Origin of the sequence: Nocardia exalbida NBRC 100660 (assembly GCF_000308575.1) — a bacterium.
Taxonomy (GTDB): domain Bacteria; phylum Actinomycetota; class Actinomycetes; order Mycobacteriales; family Mycobacteriaceae; genus Nocardia; species Nocardia exalbida.
Genome location: NZ_BAFZ01000058.1, coordinates 1 through 14,432, shown reverse-complemented (window position 1 = coordinate 14,432; position 14,432 = coordinate 1). Strand labels below are relative to the sequence as shown.

17 protein-coding genes are annotated in these 14,432 nt (G+C 69.8%); 7 read left to right on the top strand and 10 right to left on the bottom strand.

Annotated elements, in window-relative coordinates:
• Positions 1 to 19: 19 nt before the first annotated feature.
• Together ON29_RS13270 and ON29_RS13265 are read left to right on the top strand one after the other, a co-directional pair.
• Positions 20 to 889: an oxygenase MpaB family protein gene (locus tag ON29_RS13270; RefSeq protein WP_051175162.1), complete on the top strand. Its 870-nt coding sequence runs from the start codon at positions 20 to 22 to the stop codon at positions 887 to 889.
• A gap of 4 nt (positions 890 to 893) precedes the next feature.
• Complete coding sequence (locus ON29_RS13265; protein ID WP_051175161.1) at positions 894 to 1,514, top strand: TetR/AcrR family transcriptional regulator; 621 nt, start codon at positions 894 to 896, stop codon at positions 1,512 to 1,514.
• Between the two features lie 551 nt (positions 1,515 to 2,065).
• Here ON29_RS13265 and ON29_RS13260 read toward each other — a convergent pair.
• Positions 2,066 to 2,680, bottom strand: a complete 615-nt coding sequence (locus ON29_RS13260; protein WP_040866555.1) for an LppP/LprE family lipoprotein — start codon at positions 2,678 to 2,680, stop codon at positions 2,066 to 2,068.
• Positions 2,681 to 2,867: 187 nt separating this feature from the next.
• On the opposite strand from ON29_RS13260, the gene ON29_RS13255 reads away from it, so the two are divergent.
• Entirely contained in the window at positions 2,868 to 4,460 is a 1,593-nt protein-coding gene (locus ON29_RS13255) for a bifunctional phosphatase PAP2/diacylglycerol kinase family protein (RefSeq protein ID WP_245548938.1), read from the top strand.
• A gap of 12 nt (positions 4,461 to 4,472) precedes the next feature.
• Here ON29_RS13255 and ON29_RS13250 read toward each other — a convergent pair whose 3' ends face one another.
• Positions 4,473 to 5,039, bottom strand: a complete 567-nt coding sequence (locus ON29_RS13250) for a hypothetical protein (protein WP_040866554.1) — start codon at positions 5,037 to 5,039, stop codon at positions 4,473 to 4,475.
• Positions 5,040 to 5,176: 137 nt separating this feature from the next.
• Between ON29_RS13250 and ON29_RS13245 the strand changes: the two genes are divergently transcribed.
• The gene (locus ON29_RS13245; RefSeq protein ID WP_040866553.1) at positions 5,177 to 5,719 is read left to right on the top strand and encodes a YaeQ family protein; all 543 of its coding nucleotides are present in this window, start codon (positions 5,177 to 5,179) and stop codon (positions 5,717 to 5,719) included.
• Between the two features lie 13 nt (positions 5,720 to 5,732).
• Here ON29_RS13245 and ON29_RS13240 read toward each other — a convergent pair whose 3' ends face one another.
• The 6 genes from ON29_RS13240 to ON29_RS13215 all read right to left on the bottom strand — a co-directional run bounded on the left by ON29_RS13240 (position 5,733) and on the right by ON29_RS13215 (position 9,639).
• The gene (locus ON29_RS13240; protein ID WP_157172764.1) at positions 5,733 to 6,206 is read right to left on the bottom strand and encodes a hypothetical protein; all 474 of its coding nucleotides are present in this window, start codon (positions 6,204 to 6,206) and stop codon (positions 5,733 to 5,735) included.
• Positions 6,207 to 6,349: 143 nt separating this feature from the next.
• Positions 6,350 to 8,071: an urease subunit alpha gene (locus ON29_RS13235; RefSeq protein WP_040866551.1), complete on the bottom strand. Its 1,722-nt coding sequence runs from the start codon at positions 8,069 to 8,071 to the stop codon at positions 6,350 to 6,352.
• Positions 8,072 to 8,127: 56 nt separating this feature from the next.
• Positions 8,128 to 8,439: an urease subunit beta gene (locus ON29_RS13230; RefSeq protein ID WP_040866550.1), complete on the bottom strand. Its 312-nt coding sequence runs from the start codon at positions 8,437 to 8,439 to the stop codon at positions 8,128 to 8,130.
• 50 nt (positions 8,440 to 8,489) lie between these two features.
• Positions 8,490 to 8,792, bottom strand: coding sequence for an urease subunit gamma (locus ON29_RS13225; protein WP_040866549.1), 303 nt, complete (start codon positions 8,790 to 8,792; stop codon positions 8,490 to 8,492).
• A gap of 76 nt (positions 8,793 to 8,868) precedes the next feature.
• On the bottom strand, positions 8,869 to 9,258 hold the full coding sequence (locus tag ON29_RS13220; protein ID WP_245548945.1) for a PaaI family thioesterase: 390 nt from the start codon (positions 9,256 to 9,258) through the stop codon (positions 8,869 to 8,871).
• A 99-nt stretch (positions 9,259 to 9,357) separates the two neighbouring features.
• Entirely contained in the window at positions 9,358 to 9,639 is a 282-nt protein-coding gene (locus tag ON29_RS13215) for a hypothetical protein (protein ID WP_040866547.1), read from the bottom strand.
• A gap of 240 nt (positions 9,640 to 9,879) precedes the next feature.
• On the opposite strand from ON29_RS13215, the gene ON29_RS13210 reads away from it, so the two are divergent.
• Positions 9,880 to 10,302 (top strand): hypothetical protein, encoded by a 423-nt coding sequence (locus tag ON29_RS13210; RefSeq protein WP_040866546.1) that lies wholly within the window; start codon positions 9,880 to 9,882, stop codon positions 10,300 to 10,302.
• 42 nt (positions 10,303 to 10,344) lie between these two features.
• Here the strand turns inward: ON29_RS13210 and ON29_RS13205 are convergent, their stop codons facing one another.
• Entirely contained in the window at positions 10,345 to 11,148 is an 804-nt protein-coding gene (locus ON29_RS13205) for a carbonic anhydrase (protein ID WP_063825307.1), read from the bottom strand.
• Between the two features lie 378 nt (positions 11,149 to 11,526).
• Positions 11,527 to 12,231: a hypothetical protein gene (locus ON29_RS13200; RefSeq protein ID WP_040866632.1), complete on the bottom strand. Its 705-nt coding sequence runs from the start codon at positions 12,229 to 12,231 to the stop codon at positions 11,527 to 11,529.
• 132 nt (positions 12,232 to 12,363) lie between these two features.
• On the opposite strand from ON29_RS13200, the gene ON29_RS13195 reads away from it, so the two are divergent.
• Entirely contained in the window at positions 12,364 to 13,410 is a 1,047-nt protein-coding gene (locus ON29_RS13195; RefSeq protein ID WP_040866545.1) for a FecCD family ABC transporter permease, read from the top strand.
• The coding region (locus ON29_RS13190) for a FecCD family ABC transporter permease (protein WP_040866544.1) at positions 13,407 to 14,432 on the top strand (1,026 nt) is incomplete at its 3' end. The genes ON29_RS13195 and ON29_RS13190, both read left to right, overlap by 4 nt.

Sequence of the window (14,432 nt, the reverse complement as noted above, 5' to 3'; positions counted from 1 at the left end):
CACACGAGAGGGGTCGATGATGACCGCGCACCTGGAGACCGCCCACGACGAGAGCACGGGAGAGGACCCGCGGCTCGGACCCGGCACACTGCTGTGGCGTTACTTGGGTGACCTGCGGCTGTTTCTGGTCGCCGCCCCGTACGGCATGCTGGAGCTGATGCACCCCGCGGTCGGCGCGGGCGTCACCGGGCACTCCGACTTCTTCGGCGACCCGTGGGATCGGGTCCTGCGCTCGATTCCGGAGATCATCGGCACCGTCTACGACCCGGTCGAACGCGGCACCGGAACCCGGGTCCGCGACTATCACCGCGCCATCCGGGGCACCGACGCGCACGGAAAGCGCTATCACGCACTCGATCCCGAGACCTACTACTGGACACACGCCACGATGGTGCAAGCGACCATCGACGTCGCCGACGTGTTCGGCGACGGCCTGACCACGGCCGAACGCGAGCAGCTGTACCAGGAGAGCAAGACCTGGTTTCGGCGATACGGCGTGAGCGACCGGCCGATGCCCGCCGACTACGCCGCTTTCCAGAAGTACTTCGACGACGTCTGCCGCGACGTACTGGAAGCCACGGAGTCGGCACGCCGGCTGACCGAGCGGCTGCGATTCACCAGCGACATGCGACTGCCGTATCTGCCGCAACCGGTCGAACGGGTACTCCGGCCGGTGATCATGTCCGAATACCGGGTGCTCACCGCCGCGCTGCTACCCGAACCCGCCCGGGAAAAGCTCGGCCTGCGCTACAGCAAAACCGACCAGGCGCATTTCCGCGCCGCCGCAGGCTTGATCCGCAACGCTTGGCGGCTCATCCCCGAGCCGGTGCGCTACCACCCGAGGGCGCGCGCGGGCATGCGGCACGCCCGCGCTCTCGGGCAGTATTAGGGCCATGCGCAGTGCCCGGCAGACGACCACCGCCTTCGATGCCGACCAGCTCGCCGCAGGCATCGAAGGCGACCCGCAGGCCATCCGGATCATCGACGCGGCCCTGGCGGAATTCCGCGACCACGGCATCGATCGCGTCCGCATGGAGCACATCGCCCGCCGCGCCGGTCTGCATCGCGCCACCGTCTACCGGGCCTTTCCCAGCAAGGATCTGCTCGTCACCATGGCGCTGACAGTGTGGCTGCGGCGCGTGCTGTCCGGGATCACCACTGCTGTCGCCGACCACACCGACGTGCGCGACCGCGCCGCCGAAGGTTTCGCCATCGCCCTGCGCACGCTGCGCACCGACCCACTCACCAACCGCATCCTGCTCGCCGACGAAGGCGGCCAGCCCTTCGTCATCACCTACGGCGCAACACTTCTCGCCGCGGCGCGCGCGTTCTTCGCCGAACAGCTCCGCCGAGCCGACGACCTCGGCGACATCGATCCCGACGCGTCGGCCGAGATCGCCGCGCGCCTGTCCCTCACCCTCCTGCTCATCCCGGACAGCTACTTCTCCCTCGAGACCGACGAAGACGCCCGCCTCTTCGCCCGCCGCCACCTCATTCCCACCGCTATGCGATAGGCCGGACGGCCGATACGGTCGCCGCGGCGGACCACAGCCGAACCGTAGGCCGTACCACCCTCGCCCTCGGCGCTGTAGGCGCTGCACGCCTCGTCCCCGAGGGCACCCTCGCTGTGCAACTGCCCGGCCGCCGCGGTGCCTCGACAGGAGGTGGCCAGAGCGGCCCCGGCTCGCTCGGCGCCGGAGTCCCACCCGACCTGGCCGTAGCGCAGCACGCGCACGTCCAGGAGGCCGTAGGCGTCGGAGCCGGAATGACGGCTATCCGCGGTCCGGTAAGAGCATGCGGCGTCCGGTCCGGAGGAGTAGCTGCCCCCGGGAGAGGGAACGCCGTCGGGCACCAATCGCTCGAACAGAGCGGGTCCGATCGCCGCGCAGAGGTCGGCCGGGGCGGCGGCGGGTGGATGGGCTGGTTCGAGCCGAGCCTGAATGGCCAGGGACGCGGCGAATCCCAGGACGACAAGGATCCCGACGATCAACGGCAACAGAAAGCCCCGCCGGCGTCCCGAGAGTAGCCGCGCACACGGCCTTTCTCGACCGGACAGCGGCCGGGATCACCCGACCTGATCCGGGATCGCCGGACTGGGTGTCACTGTGCGGTCGTCGCCGGCGAGAGTGAAGGTGATCACGACCGGACCACCGGAGGGACAGCAGTTGGCGTCGCGACCCTCCAGCCACCGGTACTGCACGCGCACATCGCGGTCGCCCGAACCGACCACCGTCGTGTAGGACGTCGCTTTCGCCGTCGCGGTGCCGAGATAGCCGTCGTGGTCGAAGAACAGCACGTGCCAAGGGGAACTCGCCGTTCCGCCGGGTGTCGCGGCCAGCACCCACAGCAGTTCGGGGCAAGCTCCCGCGGACGCGTCGGTGGCACTGTCGACGACGTACGGCGTGCCGCCCGGCGCGGGCCCGAGCGAAGTCATCGCGCGGGCGACCACGCTCGACCCGGGATCGACGCATCTCCCATTTCCGCTGGTAGCAGGAAGTTTCGCGGGTGCGGCCTCGGTAGTGGTGGCACCGCCGCGCGTGGGCGTCGTCGGGGTGGCCTCGACAGTGGACCGGCCGGGTTCGCTCGTTCCGGTCGCCGGCGCACCCGATTCACCCTGACAACCCGCGACAGCCACGCTCATCGCCATCGCCGTCACCACCGCACCGATGATCGTCTTCATTCGCCTCCCTTTCGAATTCCCGACGACTGGAAGTCGGTATCGCACGCACACCGTTACATCCGCGATTTTCCGGGCATGTATTCGGCATGATCACCATTTCTGCCCGGTCCCGGAGGCCACTTGCCGACGAATGCTGCGCGGCACCGCGTTCGGTGAGGTCTGCGCGGTGATCGGTAGTGTCGACCGGGTGAGTAGCTGGGTGCGCCGGAAGTTCCAAGGTATCGGACGAATCGATCGAGCGATCGGCGGCGCGGTCGCCGAACTGCCTGCTTCGATGGTCGACCGAGGGCTGCTGCGGATCACCAACACCGCCGATTTCAGCGGGCTGTGGCTGTTCATCGCGACGCTGCTCGCCACCCGCCAGGGCGCACCTCGGCGAGCCGCGCTGCGCGGTGTCGTCTCCCTCGCCGGGGCCAGTCTCGTCGTCAACGTCGGCCTCAAGTCGCTCATCGCACGACGCAGGCCGGCCGCCGAACTCCTGCCGGTGCACCGGCGACTCACTCCCGCCCCCACCTCCTCCTCGTTCCCTTCGGGACACAGCGCCTGCGCCGCAGCGTTCGCCACGGCCGTGGCCCTGGAAAGTCCGCGGACCGCACTGGTCGTCGCCCCGCTGGCCGCCACCGTCGCGTACTCGCGGGTGCACACCGGCGTGCACTGGAGCTCGGATGTGCTCGTCGGCGCGGCCGTCGGTTCCGGTGTCGCACTGGCCACACGGCGCTGGTGGCCGGTGCGCGAATCCGACGAGGCGCAAGCCCGCCCGGTCCGCGAGGTACCCACCCTGGTGGAGGGCAAAGGCCTTGTGGTCATGGTGAATCCGATCTCGGGCGATCCGAACTACGATCCCACCGACGACGTCGCGGCGGCGCTGCCCGCCGCCACCGTGCTGCGCACCCGACCCGATCTGGACTGTGCCGAACAACTCGAGCAGGCCATCGCCGAGCACGGTGAACCGGTGCTCGCGGTCGGTGTCGCCGGTGGTGACGGCACCGTGGCCGCCGTGGCCGCGGTCGCGTTGCGCCACGAGTTGCCCCTGGTCGTCATCCCCACCGGCACGCTCAACCACTTCGCCCGCGATCTCGGCGTCTACGACCTGCGCGAGGTGATCGACGCCACCGGCGTCGGCGAGGCGGTCGCGGTCGACATCGCGAGCGTCGAATGCGAGGACGAAACCGGTTCGCGCACCAGGCATCTGATCAACACCGCCAGCCTCGGCGCCTATCCGGATCTGGTGCAACTGCGCGAGAAGTGGCAGCCGCGCTGGGGTAAGTGGCCTGCGTTCGCCGCCGCGCTCGTGGTCACCCTGCGCCGGGCCGAGCCGATCGAGATCTGCCTGGACGGGCGCTGGCAGCGGGTGTGGTTCCTGTTCGTCGGCAACGGTCCCTATCACCCGCACGGCGCCGTGCCCGCTTTCCGCGGCCGGCTCGACGCCGGGCTGCTCGACGTGCGCTGGCTGCGCGCCGATCTGCGGTGGTCGCGCACCCGCGCCGTGCTGGCACTGCTGCTGTCGGCGATCGGCCACAGCAAGGTCTACGGCGAGCGCCAGTTGCCCGAACTCTTCGTGCAGCTGCCCACTCCGGAGGCGCTGGCCACCGACGGTGAGGTGGTCGGCAAAGCCACCCGGCTGCACTTCGCCATCGCGGGTCAGCTCGCGGCCTACCGCCGGGACGAATCCAATCCGCTCTGGGCCGACCGCAGTCGCCCCCACCACCGCCGAGCACCCTGGGTGCGCGACATATTCCGGGCCCGCAGGCCGTTTCAGCGACGAGCGGGCGAAGACTGAGCAGGTCGGCGGCTACTTCATGGAGCGCAGCAAACCGAGGTTCGGCTCGAGCGCGCCGTCCTGGCCCAGGGACAGGAAATCCGCCTCGACCGCGGCCGGTTCCAGTACCCCCGCGCGCACCGCGTGGTACCGCACGACCGACCAGAGGAAGACATCGAGGTCGTCGAAACGGGTCTCTCCTTCGACGACTTCCTCCTCGTGGAACCAGATCGCGATCTGCCCGTTGGTGAGCACCACGTACAGGTTGCCGCCGCCGTCCGCGCCGATCGAGTACACGTCGTCGTCGGTGAGTTCGGTCTCGTAGTCGCAATCCCGGATCCCGCAGTCATTTCCGGCGAAGTCGAAACCGTAGGACCAAGAATGGATGTCCAGGAACTGCGGCATCCGCCCGGATCGCACCCGTCGATCGAAAGCCGCGAGCGCCGCCGCGTTCGAGGGCGCCAACCGTTCGAGGAAGAGCGCCACGGGCCGGGTCTGTTCCGGCACGGTGACCGGTGGCCGGTCGGCGAACCATCGCGCCAGGTCGGCGTCCAAGTCTCGCTCGACGTAACCGGCCAAGTCGTCACGGGTAACTGTCACCGCCGAATCCTAGAAGCCGCCGACGACATTCGCCGAGCCGCCGACTTCGGGCTCCGAGACGTTTTCCGCCCCACCTTGCGGTCCGGCAACGGGCAACGCGTGGCACCCGGCGCACCTCCGGTTAAGCTGCTGCACCTATGGCACTCAGCGCGACACTGCACAACTTCGCCGTCCACTTGGCCGACGTCGATCGCGGCGTCTATCAGGAGTTGGAATTGCGGGTGGCGCGTCACCCGTCGGAATCCGCGGAGTTCATGCTCACGCGCGTGCTGGCCTACTGCCTCGAGTACGAGGAGGGCATCGCGTTCAGCGACGGCGGGGTCTCCTCGACCGACGAGCCCGCGGTGCTGGTGCGCGACCTCACCGGGCGCGTCACCGCGTGGATCGAAGTCGGCGCACCGGACGCGGAGCGGCTGCACCGGGGCAGCAAACTGGCCGAACGCGTCGCCGTCTACACCCATCGCGATCCGGTCAAGGTGCTGGCGCAACTTACCGGCAAACGCATCCATCGCGCCGAAGCCATACCGCTGTACAGCTTCGACCGCGACTTCATCGATGCCGCCGTCGCCGCCGTCGAACGGCGCAACACCGTCACCCTGTCGGTCACCGAGCGCCTGCTGTATCTGGACCTCAACGGCACCGGCCTGAGCACCTCGGTCGACGAGCACCGGCTCCCGTAATCTTCCGGCCGACTCATCTGATCCGGCGTTCGCACTCCTCGAACTCGGTTCCCGCTTCGACACAGTCGGAGAGGCCGCTCTGCCTGTCGCCGCTGGTGGGAGGCTCGCCGCACAGGATCCCGCAGCGCTGGTAGTTCGGGACGGCGGTGCCGTCGGGCCAGTGGCAGGCATCGCTGTCGCAGGTGTAGCCGCGCGTGTTGGGGTCGCGCGGGATCGGGTCTCGGCTGTAGGACCATACGAACGCGTCGGTGCCCTGCACCTGTGTGCAGTAGACGGTCCGCCCGTCGGCGAGGTGGCCGACCGCGCCGGGATCCTGGCAATAGTCGTTCAGGGTGACCGTTGAGCCGTCCGGCGCTCCGGCCTGCCCGCTACCGGACGGCAACGGTGCGGCCGCGGAGGTCGCGAACATCGCCGCCAGGAACGTCCCTCCGCCCACAACGCCCAGCAGAACTCGGCGCGCCACCCCCCGCTCACCTGGTCGGAACATGCTTCCCTCCCTTCCTCGAGGCCCAGCAGGCTACCGGACTATACGCTCCTCCCCTGCTAGCTGCCGCACAAGTGGAACACCACCGAGACCCTTACCCGCGCCTCGCTGCGGCTATCTGCGGGGTGATCGTCGGTCGAGGACGATCAGAACAGGAAATATCGCTGCGCCATGGGCAACTCGGTGGCGGGTTCTTCGCGCCAGACCTCGCCGTCGATGCGGACGGTGAAGGTGTCGGGCTCGACCTCGATGCGCGGCATGGCGTCGTTGTGCGGCAGGTCCGTCTTGGTCACGCCGCGCACGTTGCCGACCGGCACCAGTTTGCGCTGGACCCGCAACCGGTCGGCGAGGCCGTCCTCGATCGCCTGCTCGGAGACGAAATGCAGCGAGGTGGCGGCGGCGGTCGCCGGGGCGGCGCCGAACATGGGGCGCGGCAACACCGGCTGCGGGGTCGGGATGGAGGCGTTGGCGTCGCCCATCGCGGCCCAGGCGATCGCGCCGCCCTTGAGCACGGCGTGTGGCCGGACGCCGAAGAACGCGGGCTCCCAGAGCACCAGGTCGGCGAGCTTGCCGACTTCGACCGAGCCGATCTCGTGGTCCAGGCCGTGCGCGACGGCCGGGCAGATGGTGTATTTCGCGACGTAGCGGCGCACCCGGGCGTTGTCGGCCGCGCCGTCGCCCGGCAGGGCGCCGCGGCGGCGTTTCATGACGTGCGCGGTCTGCCAGGTGCGCAGCACGACCTCGCCGATGCGGCCCATGGCCTGCGAGTCGCTGCCGATCATCGAGATGGCGCCGAGATCGTGCAGCAGATCCTCCGCCGCGATGGTGGACGGGCGGATGCGGCTCTCGGCGAAGGCCAGATCCTCCGGGATCGACGCGCTCAGGTGGTGGCAGACCATGAGCATGTCCAAGTGCTCGTCGAGGGTGTTGACGGTGTGCGGGCGCGTCGGGTTGGTCGAGCTGGGCAGCACGTTGGGGTGGGCGGCGACGGTGATGATGTCGGGCGCGTGCCCGCCGCCCGCGCCCTCGGTGTGGTAGGCGTGGATGCCGCGCCCGGCGATCGCCGCGAGGGTGTCCTCGACGAAACCCGCCTCGTTCAAGGTGTCCGAATGCAGCGCCACCTGCACCCCCGCGGCGTCGGCCACGGTGAGACAGGCGTCGATCGCGGCGGGCGTGGAGCCCCAGTCCTCGTGCAGCTTGAATCCCGATGCCCCGCCGCGCAATTGCTCCCACATGGCCTCGGCGCTCACGGTGTTGCCCTTGCCGAGCAGCACGATGTTCAGCGGCCAGGCGTCGGTGGCCTCGAGCATGCGCGCGAGATGCCACGCGCCGGGCGTCACGGTGGTCGCCTTGCTGCCCTCCGCCGGACCGGTGCCCCCGCCGATGAGGGTGGTGATCCCGCCGCCGAGCGCCTCCTCCATCAGCTGCGGGCAGATGAAGTGCACGTGACAGTCGATCGCGCCCGCGGTGAGGATGCGGCCGTTGCCCGCGATGATCTCGGTGGACGGGCCGACGACCAGGTCCGGGTGTACGCCGGTCATGGTGTCGGGGTTGCCCGCCTTGCCGATCGCGCTGATCCGTCCGTCGCGAATACCGACGTCGGCCTTGATGATTCCCCAATGATCGATGATCACCACACCGGTGATCACCGTGTCGGGAGCGCCCTCGGCGCGCGTCGCGCGGGACTGGCCCATGGATTCGCGCAGTACCTTGCCGCCACCGAACACGGCCTCGTCGCCCGCGCGCCCCGGTCCACCGCTGCGGTCCTCGGTGATCTCGATCAGCAGGTCGGTGTCGGCCAATCTGATCCGGTCGCCCGTCGTCGGCCCGAACAGTTCGGCGTACCGCGCCCGGCTCAGCTCACTCATCGCGTCCAACCTCCTGAGCCCGCGCACTCGGCCCCGCCCCGCGCCGGGCACACGCGCTAGTCATCCAGACGGCCCGGCGGGGTCGGGCTGATGCCGTGGACTTCGCGGGCGCCACCCAGCGGCACGAGCCACACGCGTTGCCCGAGACCGGGTTCGAAGCGCACCGCGGTCCCGGCCGGGATATCGAGACGATGGCCGTGCGCGGCCGCCCGGTCGAACTCCAGCGCCGCGTTCGCCTGCGGGAAGTGCACATGGCTGCCGACCTGTACCGGCCGGTCACCGGTATTGATCACGTCCAGTTCGAGCCGCCGCGCACCGGCGTTCAGTTCGATGACGCCCTCGGCGCAGAAATACTCGCCGGGGATCACGCCGGGCCTCGATCCGGCTCGAGGCCGCTCGGGTATCGCATACCGGCCGCCTAGCCGATCGGGTGGTGCACGGTGACGAGCTTCGTGCCGTCCGGGAAGGTCGCCTCGACCTGGACGTCGGGGATCATCTCCGGCACACCTTCCATGACGTCGTCGCGGGCGAGAACCGTCCGCCCCGAGGACATCAGTTCGGCGACGGTGCGGCCGTCGCGCGCGCCTTCCAGCACGTGGTCGGTGATCAGCGCCACCGCCTCGGGATGGTTCAGCTTGAGCCCGCGCGCCTGCCTGCGCCGGGCCAGCTCCGCGGCGTAGCTGAGCAGCAGGCGCTCCTGCTCGTGCGGTGACAGTCGCATCCGGGCTCCTCACCGGTTCGCAGGGGCGGGTGACGGCCATTCTGGCACGCCCGTTCCGCCCTCGCCGGAGGAGCGCTCAGGAACGGTGCGGCAGATTCTGCAATCGCACCTGACCGCGGGCCACGGTGCGCCCCTGCTCGTCGGTGATGACGACCTGCCACAGCTGCTGGAGCCTGCCGCGATGCACCGGCGTCGCTTCGCCGAACAGCGTGCCCTCGCGCACCGCGCGCAGGAAATCGGTGTTGTTGTTCACGCCGACCACCGTGCCCTGGTCGCCGAGCCAGACGCCGCCCGCGATGCTGGCGAGCGTCTCGATGACGGTGCAGTACACGCCGCCGTTCTGAATGCCCGCGGGCTGGTAGAGATGCGGCTTGACGACCCACTCGCCGCACACGCGGTCGGGGCTCAGCTCGGTGTAGCGCAGGCCGATCAGGTCGGCGAAGGTGCCTTCGCTGTAGGCGTTCATCTGCTCGGGCGTGACATCCGCCAGCGAGCCGACCTGCGAGGTTTCCTGCTGTGTCATGTATTCACTGTCGCACAGCGTCCGCTCCCCGCCCTCGCGGCCTCACCCGCCTGCCGGTGTGACCGCCGGACCATTCGGACTGGGATCCTTCGACACCGTCAGCTGCTCGGTCCATTCGGCGCAGTAGTAGCCGTACGGCGTCGCCTTGCCCCCGATGCCGGCGACCCTTTGATCGATGTGCCGGACGTAGACCGTCTGCCGGTGGTATTGATCCTTGCACGCCTCGGTGAGATCGACGCGATGCCGTGATTCGGCGGCCGCGCTCGGCGCCGACACAACCACTCCGATACCGATCGCTCCGGCGAAAGCCGCGATCGATGTCATGAGCCGTCTCCCAATTCAGCCAGGTCATGCGCTGGAGTCGGCACGTCTCGACATCTGCCGCTCGTCCCCGCCGCCACTCGGCGTGAATTCACACAACGTGGCCGGGAGTTTCGAGGGCGCACAGTCATTCGAACCGACGACAGAAGTCCTCGGCTGCCGCCTTTGCACCAGGCGCACTTGCGTTTCGAAAGGTGGCAGGCAGCGACCGGTATCCATCGTTCGAACTACAGCCCGGCGGCAATGGGACTGGAATACTTCGAGCTATCTCCGGAAGGAAATGGCATGTCGCGCTTACATCGTCGAGTCACACTGCTTGCGGCAACACTTTTCGGCAGCCTGCTGCTGGCACCGGCATCCGCGCACGCCGCTCCACCGAACGCGGGCATCTACGGCATCGTACCCAACTGGGGTGGGTGGGAATGCGCGGGCAAATTCAACAAAGTCGCGTTCGTGACGTATCACAACCACAGCACCGGGAAGAACGGCGGCGATGCGGGCGATGACATCGTGTGGATTCCCGTCACCCTCAATCGGGACAATCACATCACGATGAGTATCAGGTGCAGCTTCGGCACCCACCTCGCGCAAAACTTTGTCATCAAGCCCACCCGTAACGGGCAGTCGTTCTGGTTCCGGCTGAACGGAAGCACGACGCGCAACTGATCCACGGCCGAAGCCACGACCGGTCACGCCGCGCTCTCGCCCTCACTCGCCCGCCAGCGTGACCGTCCGGCCGTTCAGCGGCTGGGTCGGCCGGTTGCTGTGCGCGAACAGCGCCCGGTACCGGTCGACGTCGTCCGGGGTCACCGTGACCGGACTGCCGAGCACCGTCCACGAGACGCCCTCGCTGCACGGCGGCGTGGTGAGCGAACCCTGATAGCGGTATTGGTCGGTGTCGGCAGGCAGCATGGAGCGCAGGTCGATCGGGCCCGGCACGACGGTGTCGGCGTCCACCGCCCGCGGCGCGACCGAGAGGATCGGCGCGAAGGCCGACGGTCCCGGCGCCGCGCGCAGCAGCACACCGAGCACGGCCACCCCGCCCGCCGCGCTCTTGTGCACGAAGTGCGCTTCCATCGTGGTGCCCACGCCGTCCACGGTGTGCTCGCTCGGCAGGTGGAAATGGAACTGCGTGAGCTCGAACGGCACGCCGTCGACCACGATGCGATTTCCGTTGCCCGCGGGGAGATTCGCCTGCACGGTGTGCCCGGTGTTGCGCAGCGTCACGGCGGGGGTCGAGTGGTAATCGACGGTGGTGTGCTCGTGCGGCTCGAGCCGGGCGTGACCGGGCAGGTCCACGGGTGACTGCTGATGGCCGCTCTTGCAGGTGACGAAGTCCCGGTCCAGGTCGGCCCAGTGGTCGGGGCCCTCGGCGTCGTAATCCCAGTGCGGCGCGGCGTGCGGCGAGGTTTCGCTCGACAGCTGCTCGCCGGAGCCGCAGGCGGGAATCACGAGTACCGCGACGGCGGCCAGCACCGCTGCGATGGGACGGGACGGTGTGTTGGTGGGCAAGCCGACAACCCCTCGAACTTCCGGAGAGCCACCGTGAACCCGGCGAGCGGGCGTCATCGATGGCTCGAAGCCGGCGCGCGACGCTGCGCACCGATGATCGCGACACGGCACCGGGCCGATCCACGGCGCGGCGGTGACCCACCGAGGACGACCCGACGACGAATACCCTTGCTGTGCAGCGGGTTCTACGTTCGTGTCGGCGTCAGACTAGATCCGGGACGGGGCGGCACGCCAGAGCGGGCGACGTAGTTCACAGAAAGACAGAGCGGCGGGCCCCACCGGAAGTGGAGCCCGCCGCGGCAAGGGATCGGGGGTCACCGCAGCCCTCGGGACTCGCACGCGATCCATACGCCGCGTTCGAGTATAGGTCAGGCTTACCTAACTAAGCAAGGCCCCGGTCCGCCGCACGGGGAGCCCGCGCTCGGCCATCGCCGCCAGCAGTCCCTGCCCACGCCGGGCGCCGGTGACGGAATCGGTCCGCGCGAGATCGGGGACGTAAGTCGAAGCGCCCGCTACCGATTCACCGACGAGAGACCAGAACCGCCGGGCACTCAAACCGGAGCAGCGGGTCATACTCTGCTGGACGACGGTCAGCGCGGACGCGCAGCGATGCGCGAGCCAGACGTACATCGCTTCCGCGCACGGCAGCGTGACCACACCGGGGCCGCCCGCCAGCGGGTCACCGTCGATCACGCGAATCGTGGTGTCCGACAGACCCGCCCAGTCGATTCCGCCATCGTTGTCGGTATGGATCCAGAGGTTCTCCAGCCCGGGATCCCACGCCCGACCCTCCGCGACGAGCAATGCGACCACTCGCCCGGCGATCGCGTGGATCAGGGCCGTGGCAACCACTTCCGCCGCGATGTCGGCGCTGATCATCTCCGCCGCGTGGCGCCGGTACATGAGTTCGACGCGCCCTTCGCGCACGCCGTCCGCCAGCTGCCACCAGCGCCGTTTCCCCTGTTCCGCGATCGCGGCCACGGCATAGACCCGCGGATGCTCCGGTTGCAGCGCGCGAAGCCGGGCACCGGCGCGCCCGAACGCCGTCGTCGAGCGATGTGGCGTGGTGATGAGCTCGGTCATCGAACCTCCTCGGGGATCGGCTCCGTCGCGCGGCGCGGCGGACACTCGGCCATGCCCGTCTGTAGCGAAAGATAGGTTAGGCTTACCAGACCTAGCAACCGTATCGCTGATTTTCAGGAGCAGCTCGTCGCCGTGACCTCCCTTGCCACCGTGAGGCGGCGACGTCTTTCCGGACTTCTCGTCTCGACCGTTCTGCTACTGCTCGCCGTGCTCGCCGGCGTCGCGGTCGGCGCCCGCTCGCTCGCGCCGGGGACCGTGTACGACGCCGTGCACCACGCACTCACCTGCCCCGGCGGGCCCTTCACCTGCGCAGCCGATTCCATCGAGGAGCAGATCGTGCGCGGCCTGCGTCTGCCCCGCACCGCGCTGGCGCTGGTCTGCGGGTCGGCCCTGGGTATCGCGGGCGCGCTCATCCAGGGCTACACCCGCAATCCGCTCGCCGACGCCGGATTGCTCGGACTCAGCGCGGGCGCGGCGTTTCTCGCCGCGCTGAGCACGTATCTGTTCGCCTTCAGCGCACCGGAGCAATACATCTGGTTCGCCTTCGCCGGAACGCTGATCGCCGGCGTGGTGGTGTTCGCGACCTCGTCGGTGGGTGGCGGCAAGGCGAATCCGCTGAGCCTGGTGCTCGGTGGCGCCGCGGTCACCGCGTTCCTGCAGGCGATGACGAACGCCGTCGTGCTGTTCGACGCCTCCGCGCTGGACACCTACCGGTTCTGGGTGATCGGCACGGTCGCGGGCCGCGACGCCGCGGTGTTCTGGCAGGTGCTGCCGTTTCTGGCGGCGGGCATGCTGCTGGCGGTGCTGGCCGCGCCGGGACTGAACGTCCTGGGCCTGGGCGACGACGTCGCGCGCGGCCTCGGCGTGCACGTCGGCCGCAGCCGCGCGCTCGGGCTCGCGTCGGTCGTGCTGCTGACGGGCGCGGCGACGGCGGCGGTCGGTCCGATCGCCTTCCTCGGCCTGGTCGTCCCGCATCTGGCACGCGCGGTCACCGGGCCGGACAATCGCTGGCTGATCCCCTATTCCGGGCTGTTCGGCGCGTTGCTGCTGCTGAGCGCCGACGTGGCGGGCCGGCTGGTGGCCCGGCCGGGTGAGCTGGAGGTCGGGGTGATGCTGGCCGTGGTCGGCGTGCCGTTCTTCCTCGCGTTCGTGCGTCGCCGAAAGCTGGTGAATCCGTGACGATCTCCCCGCGAACCACGAGCGCGCGTCCCGCACTGCGCGTCGGCCCGGTGTCGGCGGTGCTGCGACCGCGGATGGTGCTGATCGTCGCGGTCCTGATCGCGCTGGCGCTCGGGCTCTTCTGCCTGGACATCGCGGTGGGCGAATCCCATCTGCCGCTCGGGCGCGTGCTGGACGTGCTCACCGGCGGCGGCACCAGAGCGCAGCGGTTCATCGTGCTCGAATCGCGGCTGCCGCGCGCGCTCACCGCGCTCGTGGTCGGCCTCGCGCTCGGGCTCGCGGGCGCGATCACCCAGTCCATCCTGCACAATCCGCTGGCCGCGCCGGACATGCTCGGCATCACCTCGGGCGCGAGCCTGGGCGCTGTCGCCGTGCTGGTCGGCACCGGCGGCGCGAGCACCGGACTGGCCGCTTCGGTCGGTGCGCCGCTGGCCGCGCTCGCCGGCGGTCTGCTCACCGCCGTCGCCATCTACCTGCTGGCCTGGGGCCGCACCGCCACCGGCGGGTACGGCGCCACCGGGCTGCGGCTGGTGCTGATCGGCGTCGGGGTGAACGCCCTGCTGACAGCGGGGATCAGCTGGCTGCTCACCCGCGCCGGCCTGGGGGACGCCCAGCGCGCGCAGCTGTGGCTGAACGGATCGCTCAACGCGGCCGACTCCGCGCACCTGGCGCCCGCCGCGATCGCCGCGGGCGTCGCCGCCGTAGTCGCGCTCGCCTCCGCCCGCACCCTCGCCGCGTTGCGCCTCGGCTCCGACACCACACGCGCACTGGGAGTGCGCATCCAGACCCAGCAGGCCATCCTGATCGGGGCTGCCGTGGTGGCCGCCTCGGTGGCGACCGCCGCCGTCGGTCCGGTCGGCTTCGTCGCCCTCGCCGCGCCGCAGATCGCACGACGCCTGCTGCGCACCCCCGGCGAGCCGCTCGTCGGCTCCGCCGTCGTCGGCGCCATCCTGGTGGTCGGCGCGGACGCCGCCGCGCGCACGCTGTTTCCGGTCGAGCTGCCCGTCGGCGTCGTGACCGCG

What these genes read in the sequence shown, in the direction of transcription:
- ON29_RS13270 (WP_051175162.1), top strand. Translation starts at nt 20, where the DNA reads ATGACCGCGCACCTGGAGACCGCCCACGACGAGAGCACGGGAGAGGAC.
- ON29_RS13265 (WP_051175161.1), top strand. Translation starts at nt 894, where the DNA reads ATGCGCAGTGCCCGGCAGACGACCACCGCCTTCGATGCCGACCAGCTC.
- ON29_RS13260 (WP_040866555.1), bottom strand. Translation starts at nt 2,680, where the DNA reads ATGAAGACGATCATCGGTGCGGTGGTGACGGCGATGGCGATGAGCGTG.
- ON29_RS13245 (WP_040866553.1), top strand. Translation starts at nt 5,177, where the DNA reads ATGGCACTCAGCGCGACACTGCACAACTTCGCCGTCCACTTGGCCGAC.
- ON29_RS13240 (WP_157172764.1), bottom strand. Translation starts at nt 6,206, where the DNA reads ATGTTCCGACCAGGTGAGCGGGGGGTGGCGCGCCGAGTTCTGCTGGGC.
- ON29_RS13235 (WP_040866551.1), bottom strand. Translation starts at nt 8,071, where the DNA reads ATGAGTGAGCTGAGCCGGGCGCGGTACGCCGAACTGTTCGGGCCGACG.
- ON29_RS13225 (WP_040866549.1), bottom strand. Translation starts at nt 8,792, where the DNA reads ATGCGACTGTCACCGCACGAGCAGGAGCGCCTGCTGCTCAGCTACGCC.
- ON29_RS13220 (WP_245548945.1), bottom strand. Translation starts at nt 9,258, where the DNA reads ATGAACGCCTACAGCGAAGGCACCTTCGCCGACCTGATCGGCCTGCGC.
- ON29_RS13215 (WP_040866547.1), bottom strand. Translation starts at nt 9,639, where the DNA reads ATGACATCGATCGCGGCTTTCGCCGGAGCGATCGGTATCGGAGTGGTT.
- ON29_RS13210 (WP_040866546.1), top strand. Translation starts at nt 9,880, where the DNA reads ATGGGACTGGAATACTTCGAGCTATCTCCGGAAGGAAATGGCATGTCG.
- ON29_RS13200 (WP_040866632.1), bottom strand. Translation starts at nt 12,231, where the DNA reads ATGACCGAGCTCATCACCACGCCACATCGCTCGACGACGGCGTTCGGG.